This window comes from Bradyrhizobium sp. CCGB12 (assembly GCF_024199845.1).
Taxonomy (GTDB): domain Bacteria; phylum Pseudomonadota; class Alphaproteobacteria; order Rhizobiales; family Xanthobacteraceae; genus Bradyrhizobium.
In genome coordinates this window covers 7,267,778-7,290,731 of sequence record NZ_JANADO010000001.1, presented here as the reverse complement: position 1 = coordinate 7,290,731, position 22,954 = coordinate 7,267,778, and the positions used below count along the sequence as shown (strand labels likewise).

The following is a 22,954-nucleotide window of genomic DNA, read 5'->3' as shown; positions in this document are numbered from 1 at the left end:
ACCCCGGATTGCGCTGCGCTCCATCCGGGCTACGAAGCAAGAATTACGTGCTGCTCCCTGCCGCGGTCGCAACCACCGGCAGCACCTCGCTGTTGGCGCGGTCCGGCGTCTCCTCCTTCCAGCGCACCGAGCCGAATGGACGCTCCAGCATGCGGCGGATCCGCACCGGGTCGGGGCCGATGTGGAAGGCGATTGCCTCCTGGTGCAGCGCGCGCTCGGACTGGGTCGAGCGGTTGCGCTGGCGCAGATAGTCGAACCAGGTCGGACAGTGATAACGCTCGGTCCACAACTCGGGATCGGCGATGTCGCGCGCGATCGACCAGCCATAGGCGCCGTTGCGCTGGCGCGAGAGCTGCACGTCCTGCATCACGTTGTGGAAAGCGCGGGCGTTCTCCTGGCTCACCCGGTATTCGATCTCGACCACCAGGGGCCCGCTGCGGCCGGTCAGCGAGAGCTTCACCTCGGGATCGGCCAGCACCTCAGCATCCTCGTTGCGCGCGCCGACGCGCGGCATCGTGAGCCAGATCCCGAGCAGCGGCGAGATCAGCATCAGGCCAGCCGCCGTCAGCAGCGCGATCTCGACCCCGGCATAGTCGGTGAGATGGCCCCAGCCCCAGGCGCCGATCGCGATGCCGCCCGAAATCGAGGCCTGGAACGCCGCGAGCGAACGGCCGGCAACCCAGCGCGGCGCCGACAGCTGCACGCCGATATTGAAGAGCGCCACCGCGGCCATCCAGACCGCGCCGGCCAGCACCAGCGCGGTTGCCGTCAGCACCGGCTCTGTGCTCACGGCGATCGCGGCCATCGCGAAGGCCATCGAGATGGTGCAGGCGCGGATCGCGGCCTCGCCGCTCATGCGCTTGCGCAATTCGTGGATGTTGAGCGCACCAACCACCGCGCCCATGCCGAAAGCGCCGAGCATGATGCCGTAGGTCTGCGCGCCGCCATGCAGCAGGTCGCGCGCGACCAGCGGCATCAGCGCCATGATGGCGCCGCCGATCAGGCCCATCACCAGCGTGCGCAACAGCACGATCTTGATCGGCGGCGAATTGGTGATGTAGCGGAAGCCAGAGACCATGGCGCGGTTGAGCTTCTCCCGCGGCAGGCGCGAGGGCTCGGTGCTGCGACGCCAGAGCAGCAGCACCACAAGCAGCGGCAGATAGAGGATCGCGTTGGCGGCGAACGCCGCCACCGCGCCGAGCGCAGCGACGATCACGCCGCCGACCGCAGGGCCGAAGCTGCGTGCGATGTTATAGCTGATGCCGTTCAGCGCCACCGCGGACGGCAGGGCGTCGGGCGGCACCTGTTCGCTGACCGAGGACTGCCAAGCCGGGCCGAACAGCGCATTGCCGCTGCCGACCACGAAGCAGAAGGCGAGCAGCAATTCGGGGGTGATCAGGTTAAAGCCGGCCAGCACGGTGAGCGCGCTCGCGCCGATCAAGGCGATCGAGAGCGAGACCAGGGTGACGATGCGGCGGTCATACATGTCGGCGATGGCGCCGGCCGGCATCGAGATCAGCATGATCGGCAGCATCAAGGCGGTCTGCACCAGCGCCACCTTGTCGGCCGAGGCCGCCATCTGCGTCATCGCCCAGGCGGCGCCCACGCCCTGGATCAGGAGGCCGAGATTGGAGAGCAGGCTGGCGAGCCAGATGCGCCGGAACAATGTGTACCGCAGGGGCGCGGTGATGCCGTCACCGGCAAATTTCTGGCGGTTCGTCTGCTCGGTCATATCCCCTTCCATATCGGGTGTCAGAAGTGGTCTTGGCGATTCCGGCAAATTCAGTGATGCCTGCGAAAGTCCTTCGCTGTCCAGTGGTTAGGCCGCTATAAGCGGTGCAAAGAGATGGTTTGCCAGGGGGAACACATGACGCTGTCGCGACGGACGATCCTGCAGGGGGCGGGCAGCTTGCCTTTCGCGGTTGCGAGCTTGCGGGCGGGCGCACTGGCCCAAACTGCCCCTGCCGCAGCGCCGAGCGCCGAGGTGCCGCCGATCCTGTTCGTTCACGGTAATGGCGACTACGATGCGCTCTGGATGACGACCTTGTGGCGGATGGAATCCAACGGCATCGCACGCGATCGCATGATGGCGATCAATTTCACCGATCCGCTGGCGCGGAGCGACGACAAGGTCGAGCAGGCGAACCGCTCCTCGACCGAGGACCAGCGCCGCGAGCTCGCCGCCGCCATTGCCGACCTGAAGCGCCGCACCGGCGCGTCCCGCGTGGCGCTGGTGGGCAGCTCCCGCGGCGGCTATGCGATCCGCAACGTCATCAAGAATGGCGGTGTCGGCGATGTCAGCCACGCCGTCCTGTGCGGCACGCCCAATCACGGCGTGTTCGCGATCGACGATACGCCCAACAACGAGTTCAACGGCCGCGGTACATTCCTGCGCAGCCTCAACGAGGGCGAGAGCGAGGTGACGCCGGGCACGGCTTTTCTCACGCTGCGCAGCGACGGCCTGGACAAATATGCGCAAGCCGACGGCCGCTTCATCGGCAAGCCCGGCGCGCCGACCGGCGTCACCAATGAGGGGCCTGAGCTGAAAGGCGCCACCAACCTTGTGCTCGGTGCGCTCGATCATCGCGAGGTAGCGTTTCATCCGCGCGCCTTCCGGGAAATCTACAAGTTCATCGCCGGGCGCGAGCCCACGCGCATCGCGATTGTTCCGGAGGCAAGTGTGAAATTGAGCGGTTTGGTCACGGGCACGCCGGCGGGCGTACCGACCAACCGCCCGGTCGCGGGCGCAACGGTCGATATCTTCCGCATTGACCCTGATACAGGAGAGCGCAAGGGCAGTGCGTTGCACAGCTCGAAGACCGGTGCCGACGGCCGCTGGGGACCGGCGCAGGTCGATCCCGCCTGGTCGCTTGAATTCGTCCTGGCGTCGCCCGATGCGCCGACGACGCACATCTATCGTTCGCCCTTCCCGCGCTCGTCCGAGGTCGTGCATCTGCGCGCCGCGCGTCCGCTCGGGCCCGCCGACAAGGACGCGGGGGCTGTCGTGATCATGTCACGGCCACGCGGCTATTTCGGCCTGCCGCGGGACGTGGTGCTGCTCGACGGCAAGGAGCCCGCCGACGTCAAGCCGGGCGTGCCTACGGATGCGGCAGCAACATTGCGGCTTTCGGCGGCTGAGGTCGGACGTAACATCGTGGCCGAGTTCGGCGAAGAACGGATTGTGGCACGCGCCTGGCCTGCCGCGGAGAACAGGATTGCGATTGCCGAACTGACTTACTAGCTATTTGCCTGCATCACATCTCTCGGGAGGGAGCCATGAACATCGCCAGCGTGCGTCGGCCCATCGTCCCTCCGACCCCGCCGCGTGCACCGGACGACATGTCGTTCCTTGGCAAGCTCGCGGTCATCAGGCAGAACATGATCGCGACCTGGGGGCAGCGCGCCTATGAGGAAGAGGTCATCCCGGGCCGCTTTTTCTTCCGCAACAGCTTCATTCTCAACCGGCCGGACGCGATCCGGCACGTCTTGCTCAACAATTACCAGAACTATACGCGCACGCCGGCGGGCATTCGGATGCTGCGCCCCGTGCTCGGTGACGGCCTCCTGATTGCGGAGGGTCATTCCTGGACGTTTCAGCGCCGCACGCTCGCCCCGGCCTTCACGCCGCGCGCCACCGCAAATCTCGTCCCGCATATGACTGCGGTGCTCGACGAGACCATCGCAAAGCTGAAGGCGCAATCCGGCGAGCCCCTCGACCTGCGCGAGGTTTTGCAGCGCATGACGCTCGAGATCGCCGGCCGCACGATGTTCTCGTTCGGCATGGACCGGCATGCCGCGACATTGCGCAACTTCATCATGGAATATGGCGCGCGACTCGGACGCCCCTATTTCCTCGACATGGTGCTACCCGTGTCCTGGCCGAGCCCGATGGATCTCGCGCGGGCGCGCTTCCGCAAGCGCTGGACCGAATTTGTCGCCATGCTGATCGCCGAGCGGCGCGCGGCGGGCAAGAAGGACGGTGCGCCGCCACGTGACCTGTTCGATCTCATGGACGAGGCGCGCGATCCTGAAACGGGGAAGGGCTTTTCCGACGAACAGCTCATCGACGAGGTCGCGACCATGATCCTGGCGGGTCACGAGACCACGGCGACGGCGCTGTTCTGGGCGCTCTATCTGCTCGCGCTCGATCTCGACACGCAGGAGGAAGTCGCCTCCGAGGCCCGTGGCGAGCATCTCGACAGCATGGCTGACATCGATCGCCAGAAATTCACGCGTGCGGTGATCGAGGAGACCATGCGGCTCTACCCGCCGGCGTTCCTGGTCGCGCGCGCCGCGCGCGAGAAGGACGATGCGGCCGGAATCGAGATCGGCAAGGGCGACATCATCATGATCGCGCCGTGGCTGCTGCATCGACACGAGAAGCTGTGGGATCAACCGAATGCGTTCATTCCAAAACGTTTCATGGCAAAAGAGGCGCCCGATCGTTTCGCCTATTTGCCGTTCGGCGCGGGCCCGCGCGTCTGCATCGGTGCGCCGTTCGCGCAGGCCGAGTCAGTGCTGGCGCTGGCCCGGCTCGTCGGCGCGTTCCGTGTCGAGCTCGCCGACACCGTTCCCGTGATCCCGTTCGGTGTCGTCACGACCCAGCCGAACCATTCACCCCTGTTCCGCATCACGCGTCGGTGACGGGCGTCCGTCTGGCCGATGGCGTGATCCACCCCAAATAGAGTCCCGCATGAGCGACATCCAGGCCCAGCTTTCCGTTCTGAAGCAGACCGCCGATGCGAAGGTGGTCGACGCGATTGCGCGGCTCATCGAGGACGGCGAGGATCACGAGCTCAACCGCGTCAATGTCCTCGACTTTGCCACGCAGCATGGTGTCGACGAAGAGCACGCAATCTCCGCATTCCTGCATTCGGCGCGGCTCGGGCTGTTCGATCTCGGCTGGAATGTGCTGTGTCCGGGCTGCGGCGGCGTGCTGGGCGCGCACACGACGCTGAAGGCGCTCAAGTCCGACGATTATCACTGTGCGCTCTGCGCCTGTGGCTACAAGGCCTCCGTCGACGATCAGGTCGAGGTCTCCTTCAGCGTGAATCCGCGCGTCCGGCGCATCGCGGCACACGATCCCGATACGCTTCCGGTGTGGGAGTATTTCAAGCAGATATTCTGGAGCTCCGGCGTCGACTTCAACAAGGAGTCGTTCGCGACGCTGGCCAACGAGGTGACGCTGGATACGATGGAGCTGCCGGCCGGCGAGAAGGCGACCATGTCGCTACAGCTGCCAGGCGATTTCGTCATCATCTTCGAGCCGGTGACGCACGCCGCTCATTTCATCGATGTCCAGGGCGAGCCGACCAAGGATCGCCAGCAGCTCGCCATCATGTACAACAAGGTGCAGGCCCCGACGGGAACCACGACCATGCGGCCGGGTCCGCTGCGGCTGTCGCTGGAGAACCAGGCCGGCGTGCGCGTGCTGCCGTCGGTGTTCATCGCGGCCGAGGCGCTTCATCATCTGATCGGCAAGCGCAAGCCTTTCCTCACCGCCAAGCGGATGCTGTCGAACCAGACCTTTCGCGACGTCTTCAAGGCGGACAATCTCAGTCTCGACCAGCGGCTCCAGATCACCTCGCTGACCTTCCTGTTCACAGATCTGAAGGGATCGACCGCGCTCTATGAGCGCGTCGGCGATCTCGCCGCCTTCGATCTCGTGCGCGCGCATTTCCACGCGCTGCTCGAGATCATCTCCTCCGAGAAGGGTGCGGTGGTGAAGACCATCGGCGACGCCGTGATGGCGACCTTCGTCCGTCCCGAGCACGCCATCGTCGCGGGCCTGCGGATGCGGGGGGCGATGGACGAGCTCAACAAGCGTCGCGGCACTGCCGACCTCATCGTCAAGATCGGCATCCATGAAGGTCCCTGTCTCGCGGTGATGCTGAACGAGCGGCAGGATTATTTCGGTCAGACCGTCAACATCGCCGCCCGTGTGCAGAGCCTGTCGACTGCGCAGGAGATCCACATCACCGGCCCGGTGCTCGATGCGCCCGCGGTCGCCGAGGTGCTCGAGCAGCGCGCGATCAAGCCGATCCAGAAGCAGGCGGCCTTGCGCGGCATCGCCGATAAGATGGTGGTGTACGAGATACCGTGAGGGTCGGGAGGCGACTGCTACACTCTCCGTCATTGCGAGCGCAGCGAAGCAATCCAGAATCTTTCCACGGAGAGACTCTGGATTGCTTCGTCGCAAGAACTCCTCGCAATGACAATGTGGAGGCGGATGCGCCACACTCTCCGTTGTCATGCCCGGGCTTGACCCGGGCATCCACGCCTTCGCTCGCGGATATACGTGGATGGCCGGGACGAGCCCGGCCATGACGGTGAATGAGGGCGGCCCAGATTGCCGAAACGTAATGCAGCGCGCGGAGCTGTCGCACGTTGCGCCGGTTGAGTTTGCTGCTCATATAGTGCTGGTACCGGCCGCCCCCTGCGGCTTCATCGATCTCGGTAGGATTTCATGCTCGACGGCTTGCGCCAATTCATTGCCGACATTGTTGCTCCCCATGACCAGGACCGCGCATTTGGCGACAGCGACTATCGGCTGGCGGCCACCGCGTTGCTGGTTCATGTGGTCTCGCTGGATGGCCAACCGACCGCGGCCGAGCAGCGTAAGCTGCACAGCCTGATTGAAAGCCACTTTGGGCTCGACCGGGGCAGCGCGGACCGGCTGATCGCCGACGCCACCCAGGTCGAAGGCGAGGCGGTCGATCTCTATCACTTTACCAGCGTCATCATGCGTTCGCTCGACGAAGAGGGCCGCAAGCGCATCGTGCAGATGATGTGGGAGCTGGTCTATGCCGATGGCCAGGTCAGCGAGTTCGAGGACAACGTCGTCTGGCGTGCTTCCGACCTGCTCGGGATATCCCAGCGCGACCGGATCGACCTGAAGCACGCGGTCGCGGACCGTGCCGTTGGTCAGGTGAAGGATAGTGCCGTCGGCGGCTGACGGCACTGGCCCCGGCTGATCGCGACCTGCGCGGACACATGACGAAACTTTAATTTATTTGCCGCCTGCGCCGAATTCGCCCCCAAATCAATGGCTTCTCAGCACGGCCTGTCGTTCGGCTCACACGGCGATGCCGGCAGCACAGCTTGCATGTCGCGCGTGGCTTATGCTCTCGTTCCGCCATTGCGAGGCCAAAAACTTGAATTCAAGAGACTTCGATCGTGACTGAGCGGGTGACGCTGATTACCGGTGCTTCGGCAGGCATCGGCGTGGAGCTGGCGCGGGTCTTTGCCGCTAATGGGCATCGCCTCGCATTGACCGCGAGACGGGCAGACCGGTTGGAAGCGCTCGCCACCGAGCTCGCCGCCCGCGGTGGCAAGAAGCCGATCGTGATCGCTTGCGATCTCGAGGAAGCGGATGCCGGCGAGAAGATCGCGGCAGCACTTGCTGCTGAAGGTGTCGAGCTCGATCACCTCGTCAACAATGCCGGCTTCGGCGTGTTCGGCGATGCAATCGAGCGGGATCGCGTCGAGCAGGTCGGCATCGTCGACGTCAACGTTCGGGCTCTGACGGATCTGTCGCTGCGCTTTGCCGATCAGCTGATCAGGAACAAGGGCGGACTTCTCAATGTCGGCTCCGTCGCCGGCTTTCTGCCCGGGCCCGGCATGGCCGTCTACTACGCGTCCAAGGCCTATGTGATCTCCTTTACCGAAGCGTTGCGGGCGGAGCTCGCGCCCCGCGGCGTCCGCGTCACCGTGCTTTGCCCGGGTCCGGTCCCTACCGAGTTTCAGGCGCGCGCCGGCGTTGGACCCCAACATGATACGGCCGCTCTGAACGTCTCTGCCGCCGAAGTTGCGCGGGAGGCGTATCGCGGCCTGATGGCCAACAAACGGGCAGTGCTGCCTGGTCTGGGCATCAAGATTGTGCCGTTCGCGCTGCGTTTCTTCCCACGCGGCTTCATCCTGGCGGCCACCAGCCGCTTCCAGCGGCGCAGGCACTAGAGAAATCCTGGAGCGCCCGTAGTGGCCCGGGGATTGCTTCATTGTCATGGCGTGTGTGCGCGAACTCACACGATGTTAACCACCGCTTAGCTATGCTGGCGGTCTGAACCGATAGCACTCGCAGAGGCCATGTCGTTCCGGACGGACAGGTTTGGTGGCGCAGAATTGGTGCCCTTCCCCAGAAGGACACCGGGCGCGACCGCCTCCGCTGCCGAAGGCTCGTTGCCGGTTCTGGTCGTCCTGCACCAGGAATCCTCGACGCCCGGCCGGGTCGGCAATGCGCTGCGCGCACGCGGCCATCGCCTCGACATTCGCCGTCCTCGCTTCGGCGATCCCCTGCCCGAGACACTCGACCGGCATGCCGGCGCCGTATTTTTCGGCGGTCCGATGAGCGCCAATGATCACGACGACTACATCCGCCGCGAGATCGACTGGATCGAAATTCCGCTCCGCGAGCAGCGTCCGTTTCTCGGCATCTGTCTCGGCGCGCAGATGCTCGCGGTGCAGCTTGGGGCCCGCGTCGCGCCGCATGCGGAGGCATTGAGCCAGATCGGCTACTACCCGATCAGGCCGACCGTCGCGGGCCGCACGCTCTGCCCGGATTGGCCTGCGCAGGTCTATCACTGGCATCGCGAAGGATTCGAGCTGCCGGTTGGTACTGAGCTGCTTGCGGAAGGTGATGATTTTCCGGTGCAGGCCTTCCGCGCCGGCGATGCCTTCGGTGTGCAGTTTCACCCTGATGTGACCTACGCGATGATGCATTGCTGGACCACGCGCGGCTATGACGGCTTCAGCGCGCCCGGTGCGCGGCAGCGGCATCATCATTTCGCGGATCGTGCCGTCTACGACGTCGCAGAACGCGCCTGGCTCGATCACTTCATCGGCGGCTGGCTGGCGCGACGACCGATGCTGGCGCAAGCCGCCGAGTGATCGCGCCTCCGCGCAAGCCCTCGCCTCTTCCCTTTATATGCTAGGCTCGCCCGCAACGCGCGCGCACGAAATCGCGCCGGCAAACAAAGGGAGAGCGCCATGGCCTATGAACACATTCTCTATGAGGTGAGCGACCGGATCGCGACCATCACGCTCAACCGCCCGGACCGCATGAACGCGTGGACGCCGATCATGGAGCGCGACGTGCGTCACGCGATGGAAGCATCAAGCGCCGACGACAATGTCCGCGTCATCGTGCTCACCGGTGCGGGCCGTGCCTTCTGCGCCGGCGCCGACATGGAGGTGCTGAAGGGGCTCGATCCCGACGATGTCAGGCGCGCCTCCAGTCTGCCGCCCTTTGACATGAACCGTCGCCCGGATTGGCAGACGCGCTACGGTTATTATCCTTCGATCAAGAAGCCTGTCATCGCCATGCTCAACGGCGCGACCGCCGGTATCGGCCTCGTCCATGCGCTCTATTGCGACCTGCGCTTTGCCGCTGACAACACCGTGTTCACCACGGCCTTCGCGCGGCGCGGCCTGATTGCCGAGCATGGTATCAGCTGGATGCTGCCGCGAATCGTCGGTCATGCCAATGCAATGGATCTGTTGCTCTCGGCAAGGCGCGTGCCGAGCGAGGAGGCGCTGCGGATCGGCTTGGTCAACCGGCTCTGTCCGCCCGAGAAGCTGCGCGAGGAGACCTATGCCTATGCGCGCGATCTCGCCGATTTCGTCTCGCCGAGCGCGATGGCCGTGATCAAGCGGCAGCTCTACGAGGTGCCGTTCCAGACGCTCGCGGAAGCCACGATCGAGGCGAACAGGGAGATGTTGTTGGCGCTGAACGGCAGCGATTTCCGCGAGGGCGTGGCGAGCTTCATGGAGAAGCGGCCGCCGCGGTTTACGGGGAGGTAGGGGGAGATATTCGGAGGGAGCCCGCCGTCGCCCTTCGGGCTATGGCGCGGCAGCCTTCGCTACGAAGCGGCTTGCCGAGCCGAAGCAGGCACAGCCTGCGAAGGCTGGTGGAGCCAGGCGGGATCGAACCGCCGACCTCGTCATTGCGAACGACGCGCTCTCCCAGCTGAGCTATGGCCCCTTTGCTGGCCGCTCTGGTGAACGCGGCCGACAACCGGGCGCCATTTAAGTCCCCGCCAAGGTCAAGTCAAGGACGGGTGTAACCCGGTTTTAGCCATTCGGGACGCCGACTTCCCTTGTTTGGGTCGGGGGGAACCGATATCTAGCAAAAGCCCTCAATCCCGACCGCAGCCAGCGTTTTCAAAGGCCAGAGTCTTCAAAAGCCAGAGTCCTGAAAAATCATGCGTGCCGTTCTCGATATCGTCATCATCGTGCTCGATCTCTACGTCTGGCTGCTGATCGCCTCCGCGATCCTGTCCTGGCTGATCGCCTTTAACGTGGTGAACACCCGCAACCAGTTCGTTTCGGCGGTCGCGGAGTTCCTGTACCGGATCACCGAGCCCCTGCTCGCGCCGATTCGCAATTTCCTGCCCAGCCTCGGCGGCCTCGACATCTCGCCGATCATCCTGATCCTGCTCATCATGTTCATCGAACGGGTGATCCTGTATTACATCTACCCGAACGTGATCTAAGCGGGCTGGAGCGCCTTGGTTGCCAAAGAATCTCGCAAGGAACCTTGGCGCTACTCAACCGCCGGCATCAGCATCGCGCTGCGGGTGACGCCGCGCGGCGGCCGCGACGACATCGACGGGATCGAGCAGCTCTCAGACGGCCGCAGCGTGCTCAAGGTGCGCGTGAGGGCCATTGCCGATGGCGGCGAGGCCAACAAGGCCGTTTTGGTCCTGCTGGCCAAATCGCTTGGTGTGCCCAAGGCCAGCGTCAGGCTTTTGTCGGGGGCAACCTCGCGGCTGAAGCAAATCGCGGTCGACGGCGATCCGGTGCGGCTTGGCGAAGACCTTCGCCAGCTCGCCTCCGCCAAATCGACAGACCAGGGAAACTGACATGACGGCCAAGATCATCGATGGAAAAGTCATTGCCGCGGAACTCCGCGCCCGCGTCGCCGACGAAGTTGCCCGCGTCAAGCGCGAGCACAATCTTGTGCCGGGCCTTGCAGTGGTGCTGGTCGGCAACGACCCCGCCAGCGAGGTCTATGTCCGCTCCAAGCACACCCAGACGCAAGGCGCCGGCATGGCTTCGTTCGAGCACAGGCTGCCGGCCGACGTCGCGCAAGCAGATCTGCTGGCGCTCGTTGCGAAGCTCAATCGCGATCCGGCCGTGCATGGCATTCTGGTGCAATTGCCGCTGCCGAAGGGGCTCAACACCGAAGCCGTCATCAATGCCATCGATCCCGCCAAGGACGTCGACGGGCTGCATCCAAACAATGCCGGCCGGCTCGCCGGCGGCTTCGAAGCGTTGTCGCCCTGTACGCCGCTCGGCTGCATCATCCTGACCAAAAGTGTGCACGCTTCGCTCGAAGGCATGAACGCCATCGTCATCGGCCGCTCCAACCTGGTCGGCCGTCCGCTGGTGCAGTTGCTGCTGAACGAGAACGCCACGGTCACGATCGCGCACTCGCGCTCGCGCGACCTGCCCGGCCTCGTGAAGCGCGCCGACCTCGTCTATGCCGCGGTCGGCAAGCCGGAGATGGTGCGCGGCGACTGGCTGAAGCCGGGTGCAACCGTGATCGACGTCGGCATCAACCGCATTCCCAAGGAAGACGGCAAGACGCGCCTCGTCGGCGATGTCGCCTATCAGGAAGCGCTCGGGGTTGCCGGCGCGATCACGCCGGTGCCGGGTGGCGTCGGCCAGATGACGGTCGCGTGTCTCTTGGTGAATACGCTGCGCGCGGCCTGCGCAATCGCAGGGCTGCCGAAGCCTGCGGTGTAGGCTCGGCGTCATTCCGGGGCGGCTCAAAGAGCCGAACCCGGAATCTCGGGCCACAAACGTCTGGATTCCGGGTTCGCGCTTCGCGCGCCCCGGAATGACGATCAACCCTTCTTCTTCTCGCGCTCGATGCCTTCGAGGATCAGCTTGTGCGCGTCCTCCGGGCCGCCCCAGCGCAGGATCTTCACCCATTTGCCCTTCTCGAGATCCTTGTAGTGCTCGAAGAAGTGCTGGATCTGCTGGAGCGTGATGTCCGGCAGGTCGGAGTAGCTCTTCACCTTGTCGTAGCGCTGCGTCAGCTTGGATGAGGGCACCGCCAAGATCTTCTCGTCGCCGCCGGCTTCGTCTTCCATGAACAGCACGCCGACCGGGCGCACGCTCATGACGGCACCCGGGATGATGGCGCGGGTGTTGATGATCAGGACGTCGCAGGGGTCGCCGTCATCCGACAGCGTGTGCGGGATGAAGCCATAGTTTCCGGGGTAACGCATCGGCGTGTACAGGAAGCGGTCCACGACAAGCGTGCCGGCTTCCTTGTCCATCTCGTATTTGATCGGTTCGCCGCCCACGGGGACTTCGATGATGACGTTGACTTCGTGTGGCGTGTTTTTCCCGATCGAGACCGCATCGATACGCATTCAAGGCTCCGTTGTTGCCGAGGTTAAATCGCGCCCGGCAGCGATTTTGGCGCTGTCATACGCGGGCTTGGCCCGCTGATCCATCGCGTTTTTGTGAAATAATGAATCCAGCGATCACCGGCGCGAAAGGCGGGCGGTATCGACGGATGGGGCGCGCTTCCGGCTAGATTTTCTAGCGGCTCAATTAGTCCAAGCGAAGGCAACCTTGTCGAGCGACTTCGGCCCGAACCGCTCGGAAGAGCGCGCCACCATGCGGCCGCCCAGGGCACGGTAGAACTCGGTGGCCGGATCGTTGTCCGAGAGCGCCCAGACCACCATGCTCTTCAGGCCACTCTGCATCAGGTCGCGGCGAGCGGCCGCGAACAGGCGGCGGCCGAAGCCGAGACCCTGGAATTCCGGCCGCAGGTAGAGCTCGTAAATTTCGCCGTCGAAGTGCAGGCTGCGGGCGCGGTTGCGGCCGTAATTGGCGTAGCCCGCGACCTTATCACCGAACACGAGCACGCTGACGCGGCTGCCCTTACGGATTGCGCTGTCCCACCACTGCGGACCGCGGCGGTTGATCAGCTTCTCCAGCTCGGCGCCGGGGATGATGCCCTGATAGGCCGAGCGCCAGGCTTCGTCATGGGTCGATGCCACCGCAGTTGCATCTGCAGCTTTGGCCGGCCGGACCTCGATCAGGGTTGTGCTCATGAACACGATCAAACCAAGTCGCCGCGCCGGCGGCAAGACCTATCGTTAATTATCGGTTAACGTGTGGACTTTCTGCATCAGTTTTTGGCCATGTTGTACCGAAAGAGGACAAGCCGCCGTTCTGATTGGCCGTGGATCGCCGTGCGTCGGTGCAAAACTCGTTGCGGCAACGAATGAACGGCAATGGCAGCGCAGAAAGTCTGCCCGGAGTGATTCGTTCCTGTCAGAGCGTTTTCGAGCGAAGTGGGTCCGGTTCGCGTAAGGAAAACGCGTCAAAACAAGAATCTAGAGCTTCGGTTCTGATTCAATCAGAACCGATAACGCTCTAATGTGACCATCGCTGTTCGTGTCCGCCTCTTCCGGCAATTCATGCGAATTCTCATCGCACCTGCGCTTCTGTCGTTGCTGCTGACTGCGCCGCCCCTGTGCGCTCAGGTCACGTTTGGCTCATCGGGAGAGGAGGGCGAACCGTTTCGCCGGCAGGAGTGGCGGGTGCCGTCGCCGGACACCGGGATGGCCGCGCATGCCTTGCTGTTTCGTCCCCGAGGCGCCGGCCCGTTTCGGCTCGCGGTCATTGCCCACGCCTCGACGCAAAATGGCTTGCGTCGCGCGCAAATGCCGCAGCCGGAATACCGCGCGCTCACGGCAGATCTTGTCGCGCGCGGCTTTGCCGTGCTGGTGCCGGAACGGCTCGGCCATGGCGCGACCGGAGGCCGCTATGTCGAAGACCAGGGCGGCTGCGACGAGGCGGACTACGCACGATCGGCCCGCGCAACGGCCGACGAGATCTCGCTCGCGATGGACTATTTGCGAAAGCAGGATTTCATCCGCAAGGACGCCGCAACCGTGATCGGCCATTCCGCCGGGGGCTGGGGTGCGCTGGCGCTCGCCAATGCCGATCCGAAGGCGGTCTCCGCCATCATCACCTTCGCGCCGGGGCGCGGCGGCCATGCCAATGATGAGCCGAACAGGATCTGCGCGCCGCACACGCTCCTTGCGGCAGCGGTCGAATTCGGCAAGGCCGCGCGCATTCCCGTCACGTGGCTCGTTGCAACCAATGACAGTTACTTCGCACCGGCCTTTTCCCAAAGGCTGGTCGAGGCGTTTCGCGGCGGTGGCGGCAAGGTCGATTTCCGTATCCTGCCGGCGGTCGGCAGCGAGGGGCATTGGATGATCGAAACCGAGGCTGGCGTCAAAGCCGCAAGCAGTGATCTCGCGCGTGCGCTGAGCCTGCCAAAGCCGATTGCGACCAGGCCATGACGCTGTATTTTCTGATCAAATATCTGCATGTGCTCGGCGCCATCGTCATTCTCGGCACCGGAAGCGGCATTGCCTTCTTCATGCTGATGGCACATCGCACCAATGACGCAGAGTTCATCGCGCGCACTGCCTCGGTGGTCGTGATCGCGGATGCGATCTTCACACTGTCGGCAGTTGTTCTTCAGCCGGTCAGCGGCGGCCTGCTGATGATGCTCTCGGCGACGCCGATCACCGAACGCTGGCTGCTGGCCTCGCTCGCGCTCTATGCCGTCGCAGGTCTGTTCTGGATTCCAGTCGTCTTGATGCAGATCGAGATGCGCGATCTCGCGCGCAAGGCGGTCGGGCGGCGTGCCGCGCTTCCGGAGCGCTACTTCGTGCTGTTCCGCCGCTGGTTCGCATTCGGCTTCCCTGGCTTTGGTGCGACGATGCTCATTCTCTGGCTGATGATCGCAAAACCGTTTTGAGAGACGCGATGGACCGACGAACCATTTTGGTATTCGGCGCCTCCGGCCTGATCGGCCGTTTCGTCACTGATGATCTGCGCGCACGGGGTTTTCGTGTCGTCGGCGTGGCGCGCAGCCTGGCGCCGGCGCAGACAATGAGCGCGCTGGACATCGAATTGCCGATCCTCATCCTCGACGCGGCTGCGCTGACGCGTCTCTTCAGCGAGCATGCCGTCGACGTCGTCGTGAATTGCCTCGGCGTGCTCCAGGACGGGCCCGGCAGCGACACCAATGCGGTGCATCGCGATTTCGTCGCGCGCCTGCTTCAGGCGATTGGGGATAGCGGCCGTGCGATTCGCCTGGTGCACATCTCGATCCCCGGAACGGCAGCGGCCGATCGCACCGCGTTCGCGACAACCAAGCGCGAAGCCGAACGCCTGATCGCGGCCTCAGGCATTTCCCACGCCATCCTGCGGCCGGGGTTCGTGGTTGCGCCATCTGCCTATGGCGGCGGTGCCATGCTGCGCGCACTGGCCGCCTTTCCGATCGATCTTCCGGCTGCGGAGATGGCGACACCGTTCCAGCCCGTTGCGGTCGAGGATATCGCCGCCACCATCGCCTGGCTCGCCGCGCGCGACAGTGACGACGCCTCCGTGAAAGCCGTGAGCTGGGACCTGATGCTACCAGAGCCGGTCACCATGGCCGGCGTCATCAAGCAGTTTCGCCTCGCGTTCGGCACGGCCGCCTGGCCGCGCATCGCGATGCCGACCTTCCTGCTCGATCTCGGCGCGAAAATCGGTGATTTCGCCAATCATCTCGGCTGGACGCCGCCGATGCGTTCCACGGCCATTGCCGAGCTGCGCCGTGGCGTGAGCGGCGATCCCTCGGCATGGATCGCTGCCACCGATATCGTGCCAAAGACATTGGCCGAGACGATCGGGCGTCATCCGGCAAGTATCCAGGACAAATGGTTCGCGCGGCTGTTCCTGGTCAAGGCGCTGATCTTCGCAAGCCTGGTTGCGTTCTGGCTCGTCTCCGGCTTCATCGCGCTGTTCGTGTCTTACCGCGCCGCCGCCGGCATTCTGGCGGCGCATAACTTTCCGCCTGCGCTGGTCGATCCCATCACCATCGGCACCAGCCTGATGGACATGGGCATCGGTATGCTGATCGCCCTCCGCCGCACCGCGGCGATCGGGCTCGTTGCAGGCATCGTCGCCTCGCTGGGCTACATGGTGGGTGCAGCCATCCTCACGCCCGATCTCTGGATCGAGCCGCTCGGCGCGCTCGTGAAGACCGGTCCGGCGATCGTGCTGATGCTGGTCGCGTTTCTGATGCTGGATAATCGCTGATGAGCACGTGGCCCGAAGATGACGTGATCCTGTTCGACGGCGTCTGCATCTTCTGCTCGCGCTGGGTGCGGTTCGTTGCCAAGCGCGATAAGGCGGGGCGATTTCGTTTCACGCCGATTCAGTCGGATTATGGGGCGCGGTTGGCGCGGACATTTGGCATCGATCCCGATGATCCCGACACCAATGCCGTAGTCCACGGCGGCGAGGTCTTCATGAAGTCGGACGCTGCGCTGACCGTTTTGTCACAGCTGCCGAGATGGGGCTGGGTGCGGGTGCTTTTCGCCGTGCCAAAACCGTTGCGGGATTCGGTCTACAGCCTCATCGCGCGCAACCGCTATCGCCTCTTCGGCAAGTACGATGCGTGTTTCGTCCCCGATGCCGATTTGCGGGCGCGGGTGATCGAGTGACGCGTCATTGCACAACTGTCTCATCACCGTCATTGCGAGGAACTCTTGCGACGAAGCAATCCAGAATCCCTCTGCAGAAAGATTCTGGATTGCTTTGCTGCGCTCGCAATGACGGAGGTTGTGGCTATGGCTTGATCAGGACCGCCAGCACTTCCTTCGCCGCCCGCTCCCCGCTATCCCGAGCCCCGTGGGCGGTTGAGAAGAAGTTCGGGGAGGTCGCCTCGCCGGCGAAGAACAGCCGTCCGTCCACCGGCTCCGCCAGCACGGCGCGACGTCCGGCATGGCCGGGGAGCGCGTGCGAATAGGCGCCGCGGGCGAACGGATCGTGGGCCCAGCGCGACTCGCGCAGCGGTCTCAGCTTGCGGCGGATGTCGTTGCCCAGATAGTCCGCGATCTCATCGATGCTTTGCGCGGCGAAGGCGCCGTCGCCGGCATCCTCCAATTCGCGCGCAAAGCGGCCGCCGAAGAAGCCATCGATGCAGGGCTGCCCGAACGGGCGGATGTGATAGGTGCCCATTGCGGTGCGCATGGTGGCACCGCGCAGATTGCCTTCCTTGGGAAAGGCTTCCGGATCTTCGAGCGCCAGCACCACCTTGTCGTCGACGCCGAGCGGCAGGCCGCGCGCGGCGTCGACTTTGGCCGGGAGCGCCGGTCGGAAGCGGATCGCCTCGTCTGCGATCAGGTTGGTCGGCACCGTGACGATCACTTTTTCCGCGGTGAGCGTACCTCGCGACGTTTCGAGCCGGATGTGCTTGCCGGAATGGTCGATCAGCGAGACGTTGCAGTCCAGCGCCACAGGACACGAGGCGCCATAGGCCGCGATCAGCGCGCCATATCCGGCCCGCACACGCCAATTGAAATAGGTGTCCTCGTAGGAATCCATGTCGAGGATCGAGACCCGATCGAGCTCAGAGCCGTTCACGTAGGTCGAGACGGCGTTAATCATCGGGTTCCAACGATTGCCTGGCTCGAGATAGCGCTCCGCCGGTGCATCCTCGCCCGTTTCCGCAGCGTCACTGACGCGGTCGTAGAACTCGTCGATCGCGTGCGCGAATTCGTTCCGCTCGCGCTCCGGAAATACTTCGCCAAAGGCACGATCGCGCCAGGGCGGCAGATCCGTGTTGACCTCGAAATTCAGGCGTTTCGCGATTCCGACGAAGGAGTTCTTGTCGGCCGAGTGCAGCCAGCCGCAGCCGACGTCGAAGGTGACCTCGGGCGAGGCCTGCACGGTCCAGGCGCGGCCGCCGAGCCGGTTGCGTGCCTCCAGCACAATCACGACGAGGCCGGAGCCTGCCAGCGCATGCGCCGCACCAAGGCCGGCGGCACCGGCCCCGATGATCGCGAGTCCACAGAGGAGGGGAAAGGCATGGGCGAGTGGTGAGTTGCGAATGGCGAGTAGCACTATAGCACACCGCGCCGCGCGGTGATTCCCCTATTCGCTATTCGCCACGCTCAGTTCGCCAACTTAAGCCACCGCTTCCTTGGCCTTTTCCGCACGCTTGCGCTCGTTCGGGTCGAGATGCTTCTTGCGCAGGCGGATCGACTTCGGGGTGACCTCGACGAGTTCGTCGTCCTCGATATAGGCGAGCGCCTTTTCCAGCGTCATGCGGATCGGCGGGGTCAGGCGCACGGCTTCGTCCTTCGACGTCGTGCGGATGTTGGTGAGCTGCTTGCCCTTGAGCACGTTGATCTCGAGATCGTTGTCGCGGGTATGCTCGCCAACGATCATGCCGCGATAGACCTTCCAGCCCGGCTCGATCATCATCGGGCCGCGGTCTTCCAGCTTGAACATGGCGTAGGCCACGGCGTCGCCCTGGTCGTTGGAGATCAGGACGCCGTTGCGGCGGCCCTGGATCTCGCCCTTGTACGGGGCATAGCCGTGGAACAGGCGGTTCATGATCGCGGTGCCGCGGGTGTCGGTGAGCAATTCGCCCTGGTAGCCGATCAGGCCACGGGTCGGCGCGTAGAACACCAGGCGCAAACGGTTGCCGCCGGACGGCTTCATCTCGTTCAGCTCGGCCTTGCGCTCGCTCATCTTCTGCACGACGACGCCGGAATGCTCCTCGTCGACGTCGATCACGACTTCCTCGATCGGCTCCATGGTGGCGCCGGTCGCTTCGTCCTTCTGGTACACGACGCGCGGACGCGACACGGAGAGCTCAAAGCCTTCGCGGCGCATGGTCTCGATCAGGATCGCGAGCTGCAATTCGCCGCGGCCCGAGACTTCCATCGCGTCCTTGTCGGAGGCTTCGACGACGCGCAGCGCAACGTTGCCCTCGGCTTCGCGCAAGAGACGGTCGCGGATCATGCGGCTCGTCACCTTGTCGCCTTCGGTGCCGGCGAGCGGGGAGTTGTTGACGATGAACGACATCGAGACGGTCGGCGGGTCGATCGGCTGCGCCGGCAGCGGCACTTCCACGGTCGGATCGCAGAAGGTGTCGGCGACGGTGCCCTTGGTCAGGCCGGCGATGGCAACGATGTCGCCGGCTTCGGCTTCATCGAGCGGCGTGCGCTCGAGGCCGCGAAATGCCAGGATCTTGGTGATGCGCCCGGACTCGACCAGCTTGCCGTCGGCGTTCAGCACCTTGACCTGCTGGTTCGGCTTCAGCGTGCCCGACGAGATGCGGCCGGTGATGATGCGGCCGAGATAGGGATTGGCTTCGAGGATGGTGCCGATCATCTTGAACGGACCTTCCTCGACCTTCGGCGGCGCGACGTGGCGCAGGATCAGGTCGAACAGCGGCTCCATGCCCTTGTCCTTCGGACCCTCGGGGGTCTCGGCCATCCAGCCCTGCTTGGCCGACCCATAGAGAATCGGGAAGTCGAGCTGCTCCTCGCTGGCATCGAGCGCCGCGAACAGGTCGAACACCTCGTTGATGACTTCGGTCGGGCGCGCGTCGGGGCGGTCGACCTTGTTGATGACGACGATCGGCTTCAGGCCGACCTTGAGCGCCTTGGAGACCACGAACTTGGTCTGCGGCAGCGGGCCTTCGGCGGCGTCCACCAGCACCAGCGCACCATCCACCATGTTCAGGATGCGTTCGACCTCGCCGCCGAAATCGGCGTGGCCGGGGGTGTCGACGATGTTGACGCGGGTGTCCTTCCACTGCACCGAGGCCGCCTTGGCCAGGATGGTGATGCCGCGCTCGCGCTCCAGATCGTTGGAGTCCATGGCGCGATCCGTCACCTTCTGGTTCTCGCGGAACGTGCCGGACTGCTGGAGGAGTTTGTCGACCAGGGTCGTCTTGCCGTGGTCGACGTGGGCGATGATGGCGACGTTGCGAAGGTTCATGAGTGAGCTTCTTTGCGGTCGAACAATGGGTTAAGCGCGATCTCGCCGGTCGGACCGGGACCTCTTCTCGAAACAACGCTGGAAGACTGGAAACGGGGCGCTTTCCGCCCAAAAAGGAAGCCCGGCCATATCAGACCGGGCACCCTGTGCGTTGCGGCGCAATATATGCAAAAACCGCCAAAAAACAATGTGTTCTTTGGGCCTTGGTTGACTGAATTTTGTCCGGGAATCTCCGGGGGTTAGGGGTTGGGCGGCGCGTTCTGGTCGCGCACCCGCAATGCCAGGCCGATGAACACGAGCCCGACGGGCAGGCCCATCAGCAGCCAGGTCACGCGCGAATGGTCGGCCCAATAGATGCGGCTTGCACCGTAAAGGACGAAGTAGAGACCGGGGACCAGCAAAGCGAAGCCCACCAGAGTCATCAGTCCGGCGGCGGCCGGTGGACGAACGATGGTCCACCAGATCATGCCACCCCCCGTTGAACCGGTCACGCAGCCGATCAGGAACATCGTAGCATAGCCGGCGTAATCGAAGAGGTCCCGCTCCGGCCCTGAAGGAGGAGGACCCAGCATCAAGAAGCCGAACACGAACGAGCACAGGCCGGGCAGCAACAGGACGATTCCGGCCAGAGCCATGAAGAGCGTGAGGCAGCCGTCCCTTCCGGACGGTGATTGAGGTGCTTCGGGTGCAGCAGCTTGCTTTGGGGATGACCGCCTGCGCTTGGCAATCCGGACCAGAGTGATCCCCGCGCCGCCAACGATGAGGCCGGAGAGGAAGAGCCAGAAAGTTCGGCCTATAGTCCAGTTGAGTGCGATCAAGGCGCGGGTGAGCGGCCACAGTCCGGCGAGGATCAGCAGGCTGCCCACTATCAGCAGTGAGGACGCCGAACAGCCAGCGTTGCCCGACAATCCAACGTAATCTGGGACGCCTTCCGGCGGTCCCTTCCATCGCTCCTTTGGAAGCGGCGGCTTTGCGTCACTCATCGGCGCGCGACTTAGGCAAGGGCGCGTTCATGCAGGGATCTCGTCTTCGCAGCTGTTGCGAGCATGATGGCCGCGTAGACGAAGATGCCAATCGACAGCAGGTGAAACAGCGTGAGCGGGCCGAGCAACGCGCCATACGGCTTGAGGAATTCCCACACGAAACGCTGCGCGCTGTAATAGGCGACAGCGAGGTCAAAGCCATTGGCAATCACGAACGCGTTCCGCTTCAACACGGCTGCCGAGTAAGCGGCCGCAAAAAGGGCCATCGCGGCGCTCTCGTAGAGCTGCACGGGATGGCGCAAAATGCCGTCGCCGAAATCAAGGCCCCAGGGCAGCGTGGTCGGCGTGCCATAGGTGAAGTCGTCGAGGCCGGCGAAGTAGCAGCCGAACCGCCCGACCGCGATGCCGACCGCCAGCGGTAGCGCAAAGCGCGCCCCGGTACGGAAGCTGATGCCAACAGACCATTTATAGAGCTCGACCGCGATGACGCCGCCGGCGATCGCCCCTTCGACCGAGCGCGCCACGCCGCTCTTGCCTGATAGCCACAGATTCAGCGAACCGAACAGGCAGGCGCCAAGCCCGGCACCGAACAGCAGCGCGGCGATGTAAGTCAGCTCGAAGGATTGCGCAGGAAATCGCAGGCCTTGTCGCGACAGAAAGTAACCCGCGCCGGCCGCCGCCAGCCATGCCGCAATATCGAAGATGGTGTGGAGGAAGGCCCCGCTCATGCGAGGCCAGTATAGCACCACCAGCCTCAATCGTAGAGGTTGAGTCTTGTTCTACCCTCTTCCTTCTGTGGAAGAAGCCGTGAGGATTATTGGGCCTGGCCCTCCCGCTCCTCGGTTGGATAGACCCCCCGCAGCACCTCCTCGAAGTGCGACTTGACGGCGTCGTTGCAGAGGCAGGCGCGCAGGCGCAGGCCGTCGCGGCTACGAACGAGAATTGAACCGCGCCTCGTGTCGAGCACGCCCTCGGCCTTGAACGACTGGAGCACACGACTCGCATAGCTGCGCCCGACCCCGAGCAATGTTGCAAGCTGCTCATGTGTCAGCGGCACGCTGCGCTCGTCGCCGGTCCGCTCCATCGCCGCCAAGATCCATTTGGCAGTGCGTTGCTCGATCGAGTGGATGGCGTTGCAGGCGGTCGATTGGAAGATCTGCGCCAGCATGCAGTCGGCATAGCGGGCGAAGATGTTGCGCAGCGTCGGTGAGCGCGCTTTGGCCGCTTCCAGCTTGCCGACGTGAATGCGTGCAAACGGCCCGCCGAACTTCACGCAGATGCGGGTATAGGCCGGCAGAAATCCCTCGCTGACGATGCCGCCCACCGCGCCTTCACGACCGACCAGGATGGTCTCGACATCGCGGCCATCCTCGTTGGGGACGAGAAACGTCGCGAGTGAGGGTCCGCAAGGAAAGTGGACAACCTGGACGTCGTCGCCGGGATTGTAGAGCAACTCGCTCGCCGCGCAGTCTTCGACAGAGACGTGCGGCCCAAGCAGCGCGTAGTCCGTCGGGCTCAGGCGCCGCAGCAGATTGTTTGTCGGCCGGCTGTCGACCTCGATTGTACTGGCGATACGCGCATCCATGGTGAAACCCCTGTCCTCCTTTCCACAATACCGAGTTCCGTCCGTTTCCTGTGTGCACAAGTGGACAGACTGAAGAACTGCGATGTGGTGGGTTTCGTTCCGGGAACCCTCCGATGCGCTGAGCGCAGGTATCGTGGCGCGGCTGTCCTGATCAAAAAACCTCTCGCTTCAAGATGCGATCATGGCACCCGCACTTTCCGATGGTTCACCCTGTCCTGCTGACGTCCTGGTCGTGGAGGACGATCCGATCATTGCAATCGATTTCGAGGACCGTCTGCTCGGGTTTGGCGTGACGCACGTGCGTACCGCCGGATCGGTGTCGCAGGCGCTGGACGCGATCGAGAAGCGCGCCCCGGATTTCGCATTGCTTGATGTCGAGCTGATCCGCGAGAAGAGCTTTGCGATCGCCGAGCGACTGGTCGCGCTCAACATTCCGTTCGTCTTCGTCACCGGCTATGGCGCCGAGACGCGGATTCCGCCCGAATTTGCGGCGCGCCCGCGGCTGCAGAAGCCGTGCTCGAGCGAGGCGCTGGAGGCCGCGCTGCGGACGCACGTCTCCTGAGGT

At 64.1% G+C, this 22,954-nt stretch carries 23 protein-coding genes and 1 tRNA gene; 15 read left to right on the top strand and 9 right to left on the bottom strand.

Annotated features, from left to right (window positions below; translation table 11 throughout):
- Positions 1-43 precede the first annotated feature (43 nt).
- Entirely contained in the window at positions 44-1,732 is a 1,689-nt protein-coding gene (locus NLM27_RS33325; protein WP_254147310.1) for an MFS transporter, read from the bottom strand.
- A gap of 135 nt (positions 1,733-1,867) precedes the next feature.
- On the opposite strand from NLM27_RS33325, the gene NLM27_RS33320 reads away from it, so the two are divergent.
- From NLM27_RS33320 to NLM27_RS33290, 7 genes are all read left to right on the top strand, one after another.
- On the top strand, positions 1,868-3,241 hold the full coding sequence (locus NLM27_RS33320) for a hydrolase (protein ID WP_254147309.1): 1,374 nt from the start codon (positions 1,868-1,870) through the stop codon (positions 3,239-3,241).
- A 35-nt stretch (positions 3,242-3,276) separates the two neighbouring features.
- The gene (locus NLM27_RS33315) at positions 3,277-4,644 is read left to right on the top strand and encodes a cytochrome P450 (protein WP_254147308.1); all 1,368 of its coding nucleotides are present in this window, start codon (positions 3,277-3,279) and stop codon (positions 4,642-4,644) included.
- A gap of 49 nt (positions 4,645-4,693) precedes the next feature.
- Complete coding sequence (locus tag NLM27_RS33310; RefSeq protein WP_254147307.1) at positions 4,694-6,103, top strand: adenylate/guanylate cyclase domain-containing protein; 1,410 nt, start codon at positions 4,694-4,696, stop codon at positions 6,101-6,103.
- 363 nt (positions 6,104-6,466) lie between these two features.
- Entirely contained in the window at positions 6,467-6,955 is a 489-nt protein-coding gene (locus NLM27_RS33305) for a TerB family tellurite resistance protein (protein WP_254147306.1), read from the top strand.
- A 221-nt stretch (positions 6,956-7,176) separates the two neighbouring features.
- Positions 7,177-7,956 carry an SDR family oxidoreductase gene (locus tag NLM27_RS33300; RefSeq protein ID WP_254147305.1) on the top strand — a complete coding sequence of 260 codons (780 nt, stop codon included), beginning with the start codon at positions 7,177-7,179 and terminating at the stop codon, positions 7,954-7,956.
- A gap of 129 nt (positions 7,957-8,085) precedes the next feature.
- Entirely contained in the window at positions 8,086-8,886 is an 801-nt protein-coding gene (locus tag NLM27_RS33295; protein WP_254147304.1) for a glutamine amidotransferase, read from the top strand.
- Positions 8,887-8,985: 99 nt separating this feature from the next.
- Positions 8,986-9,798 carry an enoyl-CoA hydratase gene (locus NLM27_RS33290; protein ID WP_254147303.1) on the top strand — a complete coding sequence of 271 codons (813 nt, stop codon included), beginning with the start codon at positions 8,986-8,988 and terminating at the stop codon, positions 9,796-9,798.
- A gap of 105 nt (positions 9,799-9,903) precedes the next feature.
- Here the strand turns inward: NLM27_RS33290 and NLM27_RS33285 are convergent.
- Positions 9,904-9,979 (bottom strand) — tRNA-Ala (locus NLM27_RS33285).
- A gap of 220 nt (positions 9,980-10,199) precedes the next feature.
- Here NLM27_RS33285 and NLM27_RS33280 point away from each other — a divergent pair.
- Genes NLM27_RS33280 through folD form a run of 3 tightly spaced genes read left to right on the top strand, consistent with a single transcriptional unit; the run spans position 10,200 to position 11,745 of the window.
- Positions 10,200-10,490 (top strand): YggT family protein, encoded by a 291-nt coding sequence (locus NLM27_RS33280; RefSeq protein ID WP_008539240.1) that lies wholly within the window; start codon positions 10,200-10,202, stop codon positions 10,488-10,490.
- Positions 10,491-10,505: 15 nt separating this feature from the next.
- Positions 10,506-10,859, top strand: a complete 354-nt coding sequence (locus tag NLM27_RS33275) for a DUF167 domain-containing protein (protein ID WP_254147302.1) — start codon at positions 10,506-10,508, stop codon at positions 10,857-10,859.
- Between the two features lies 1 nt (position 10,860).
- The gene (gene folD / locus NLM27_RS33270) at positions 10,861-11,745 is read left to right on the top strand and encodes a bifunctional methylenetetrahydrofolate dehydrogenase/methenyltetrahydrofolate cyclohydrolase FolD (protein WP_254147301.1); all 885 of its coding nucleotides are present in this window, start codon (positions 10,861-10,863) and stop codon (positions 11,743-11,745) included.
- 101 nt (positions 11,746-11,846) lie between these two features.
- Here folD and ppa read toward each other — a convergent pair whose 3' ends face one another.
- Together ppa and NLM27_RS33260 are read right to left on the bottom strand one after the other, a co-directional pair.
- Positions 11,847-12,380 carry an inorganic diphosphatase gene (gene ppa / locus NLM27_RS33265; RefSeq protein ID WP_254147300.1) on the bottom strand — a complete coding sequence of 178 codons (534 nt, stop codon included), beginning with the start codon at positions 12,378-12,380 and terminating at the stop codon, positions 11,847-11,849.
- A 180-nt stretch (positions 12,381-12,560) separates the two neighbouring features.
- Positions 12,561-13,070, bottom strand: a complete 510-nt coding sequence (locus NLM27_RS33260; protein ID WP_254147299.1) for a GNAT family N-acetyltransferase — start codon at positions 13,068-13,070, stop codon at positions 12,561-12,563.
- A 369-nt stretch (positions 13,071-13,439) separates the two neighbouring features.
- Here NLM27_RS33260 and NLM27_RS33255 point away from each other — a divergent pair, with 369 nt between their 5' ends.
- The 4 genes from NLM27_RS33255 to NLM27_RS33240 are packed head-to-tail and all read left to right on the top strand — an operon-like array spanning position 13,440 to position 16,529.
- Positions 13,440-14,330, top strand: coding sequence for a dienelactone hydrolase family protein (locus tag NLM27_RS33255; protein WP_254147298.1), 891 nt, complete (start codon positions 13,440-13,442; stop codon positions 14,328-14,330).
- Positions 14,327-14,794 carry a DUF2269 domain-containing protein gene (locus NLM27_RS33250; protein ID WP_254147297.1) on the top strand — a complete coding sequence of 156 codons (468 nt, stop codon included), beginning with the start codon at positions 14,327-14,329 and terminating at the stop codon, positions 14,792-14,794. Before NLM27_RS33255 ends, NLM27_RS33250 begins: the two co-directional genes overlap by 4 nt.
- A gap of 8 nt (positions 14,795-14,802) precedes the next feature.
- Entirely contained in the window at positions 14,803-16,122 is a 1,320-nt protein-coding gene (locus tag NLM27_RS33245) for an SDR family oxidoreductase (RefSeq protein WP_254147296.1), read from the top strand.
- Positions 16,122-16,529, top strand: a complete 408-nt coding sequence (locus tag NLM27_RS33240; protein ID WP_254147295.1) for a thiol-disulfide oxidoreductase DCC family protein — start codon at positions 16,122-16,124, stop codon at positions 16,527-16,529. Before NLM27_RS33245 ends, NLM27_RS33240 begins: the two co-directional genes overlap by 1 nt.
- Before the next feature lie 124 nt (positions 16,530-16,653).
- On the opposite strand, the gene NLM27_RS33235 is transcribed toward NLM27_RS33240, so the two are convergent.
- The 5 genes from NLM27_RS33235 to NLM27_RS33215 form a co-directional block, all read right to left on the bottom strand.
- Positions 16,654-17,931, bottom strand: a complete 1,278-nt coding sequence (locus NLM27_RS33235) for an NAD(P)/FAD-dependent oxidoreductase (RefSeq protein ID WP_254147294.1) — start codon at positions 17,929-17,931, stop codon at positions 16,654-16,656.
- Between the two features lie 63 nt (positions 17,932-17,994).
- Positions 17,995-19,821, bottom strand: coding sequence for a translational GTPase TypA (gene typA / locus NLM27_RS33230; RefSeq protein ID WP_254147293.1), 1,827 nt, complete (start codon positions 19,819-19,821; stop codon positions 17,995-17,997).
- Positions 19,822-20,060: 239 nt separating this feature from the next.
- Entirely contained in the window at positions 20,061-20,804 is a 744-nt protein-coding gene (locus NLM27_RS33225) for an FxsA family protein (protein WP_254147292.1), read from the bottom strand.
- An 11-nt stretch (positions 20,805-20,815) separates the two neighbouring features.
- Positions 20,816-21,532, bottom strand: a complete 717-nt coding sequence (locus tag NLM27_RS33220) for a prolipoprotein diacylglyceryl transferase family protein (RefSeq protein ID WP_254147291.1) — start codon at positions 21,530-21,532, stop codon at positions 20,816-20,818.
- An 86-nt stretch (positions 21,533-21,618) separates the two neighbouring features.
- Complete coding sequence (locus NLM27_RS33215) at positions 21,619-22,389, bottom strand: Crp/Fnr family transcriptional regulator (RefSeq protein WP_254147290.1); 771 nt, start codon at positions 22,387-22,389, stop codon at positions 21,619-21,621.
- 181 nt (positions 22,390-22,570) lie between these two features.
- On the opposite strand from NLM27_RS33215, the gene NLM27_RS33210 reads away from it, so the two are divergent.
- On the top strand, positions 22,571-22,951 hold the full coding sequence (locus tag NLM27_RS33210) for a response regulator (RefSeq protein WP_254147289.1): 381 nt from the start codon (positions 22,571-22,573) through the stop codon (positions 22,949-22,951).
- The last annotated feature ends 3 nt before the right edge of the window (positions 22,952-22,954 follow it).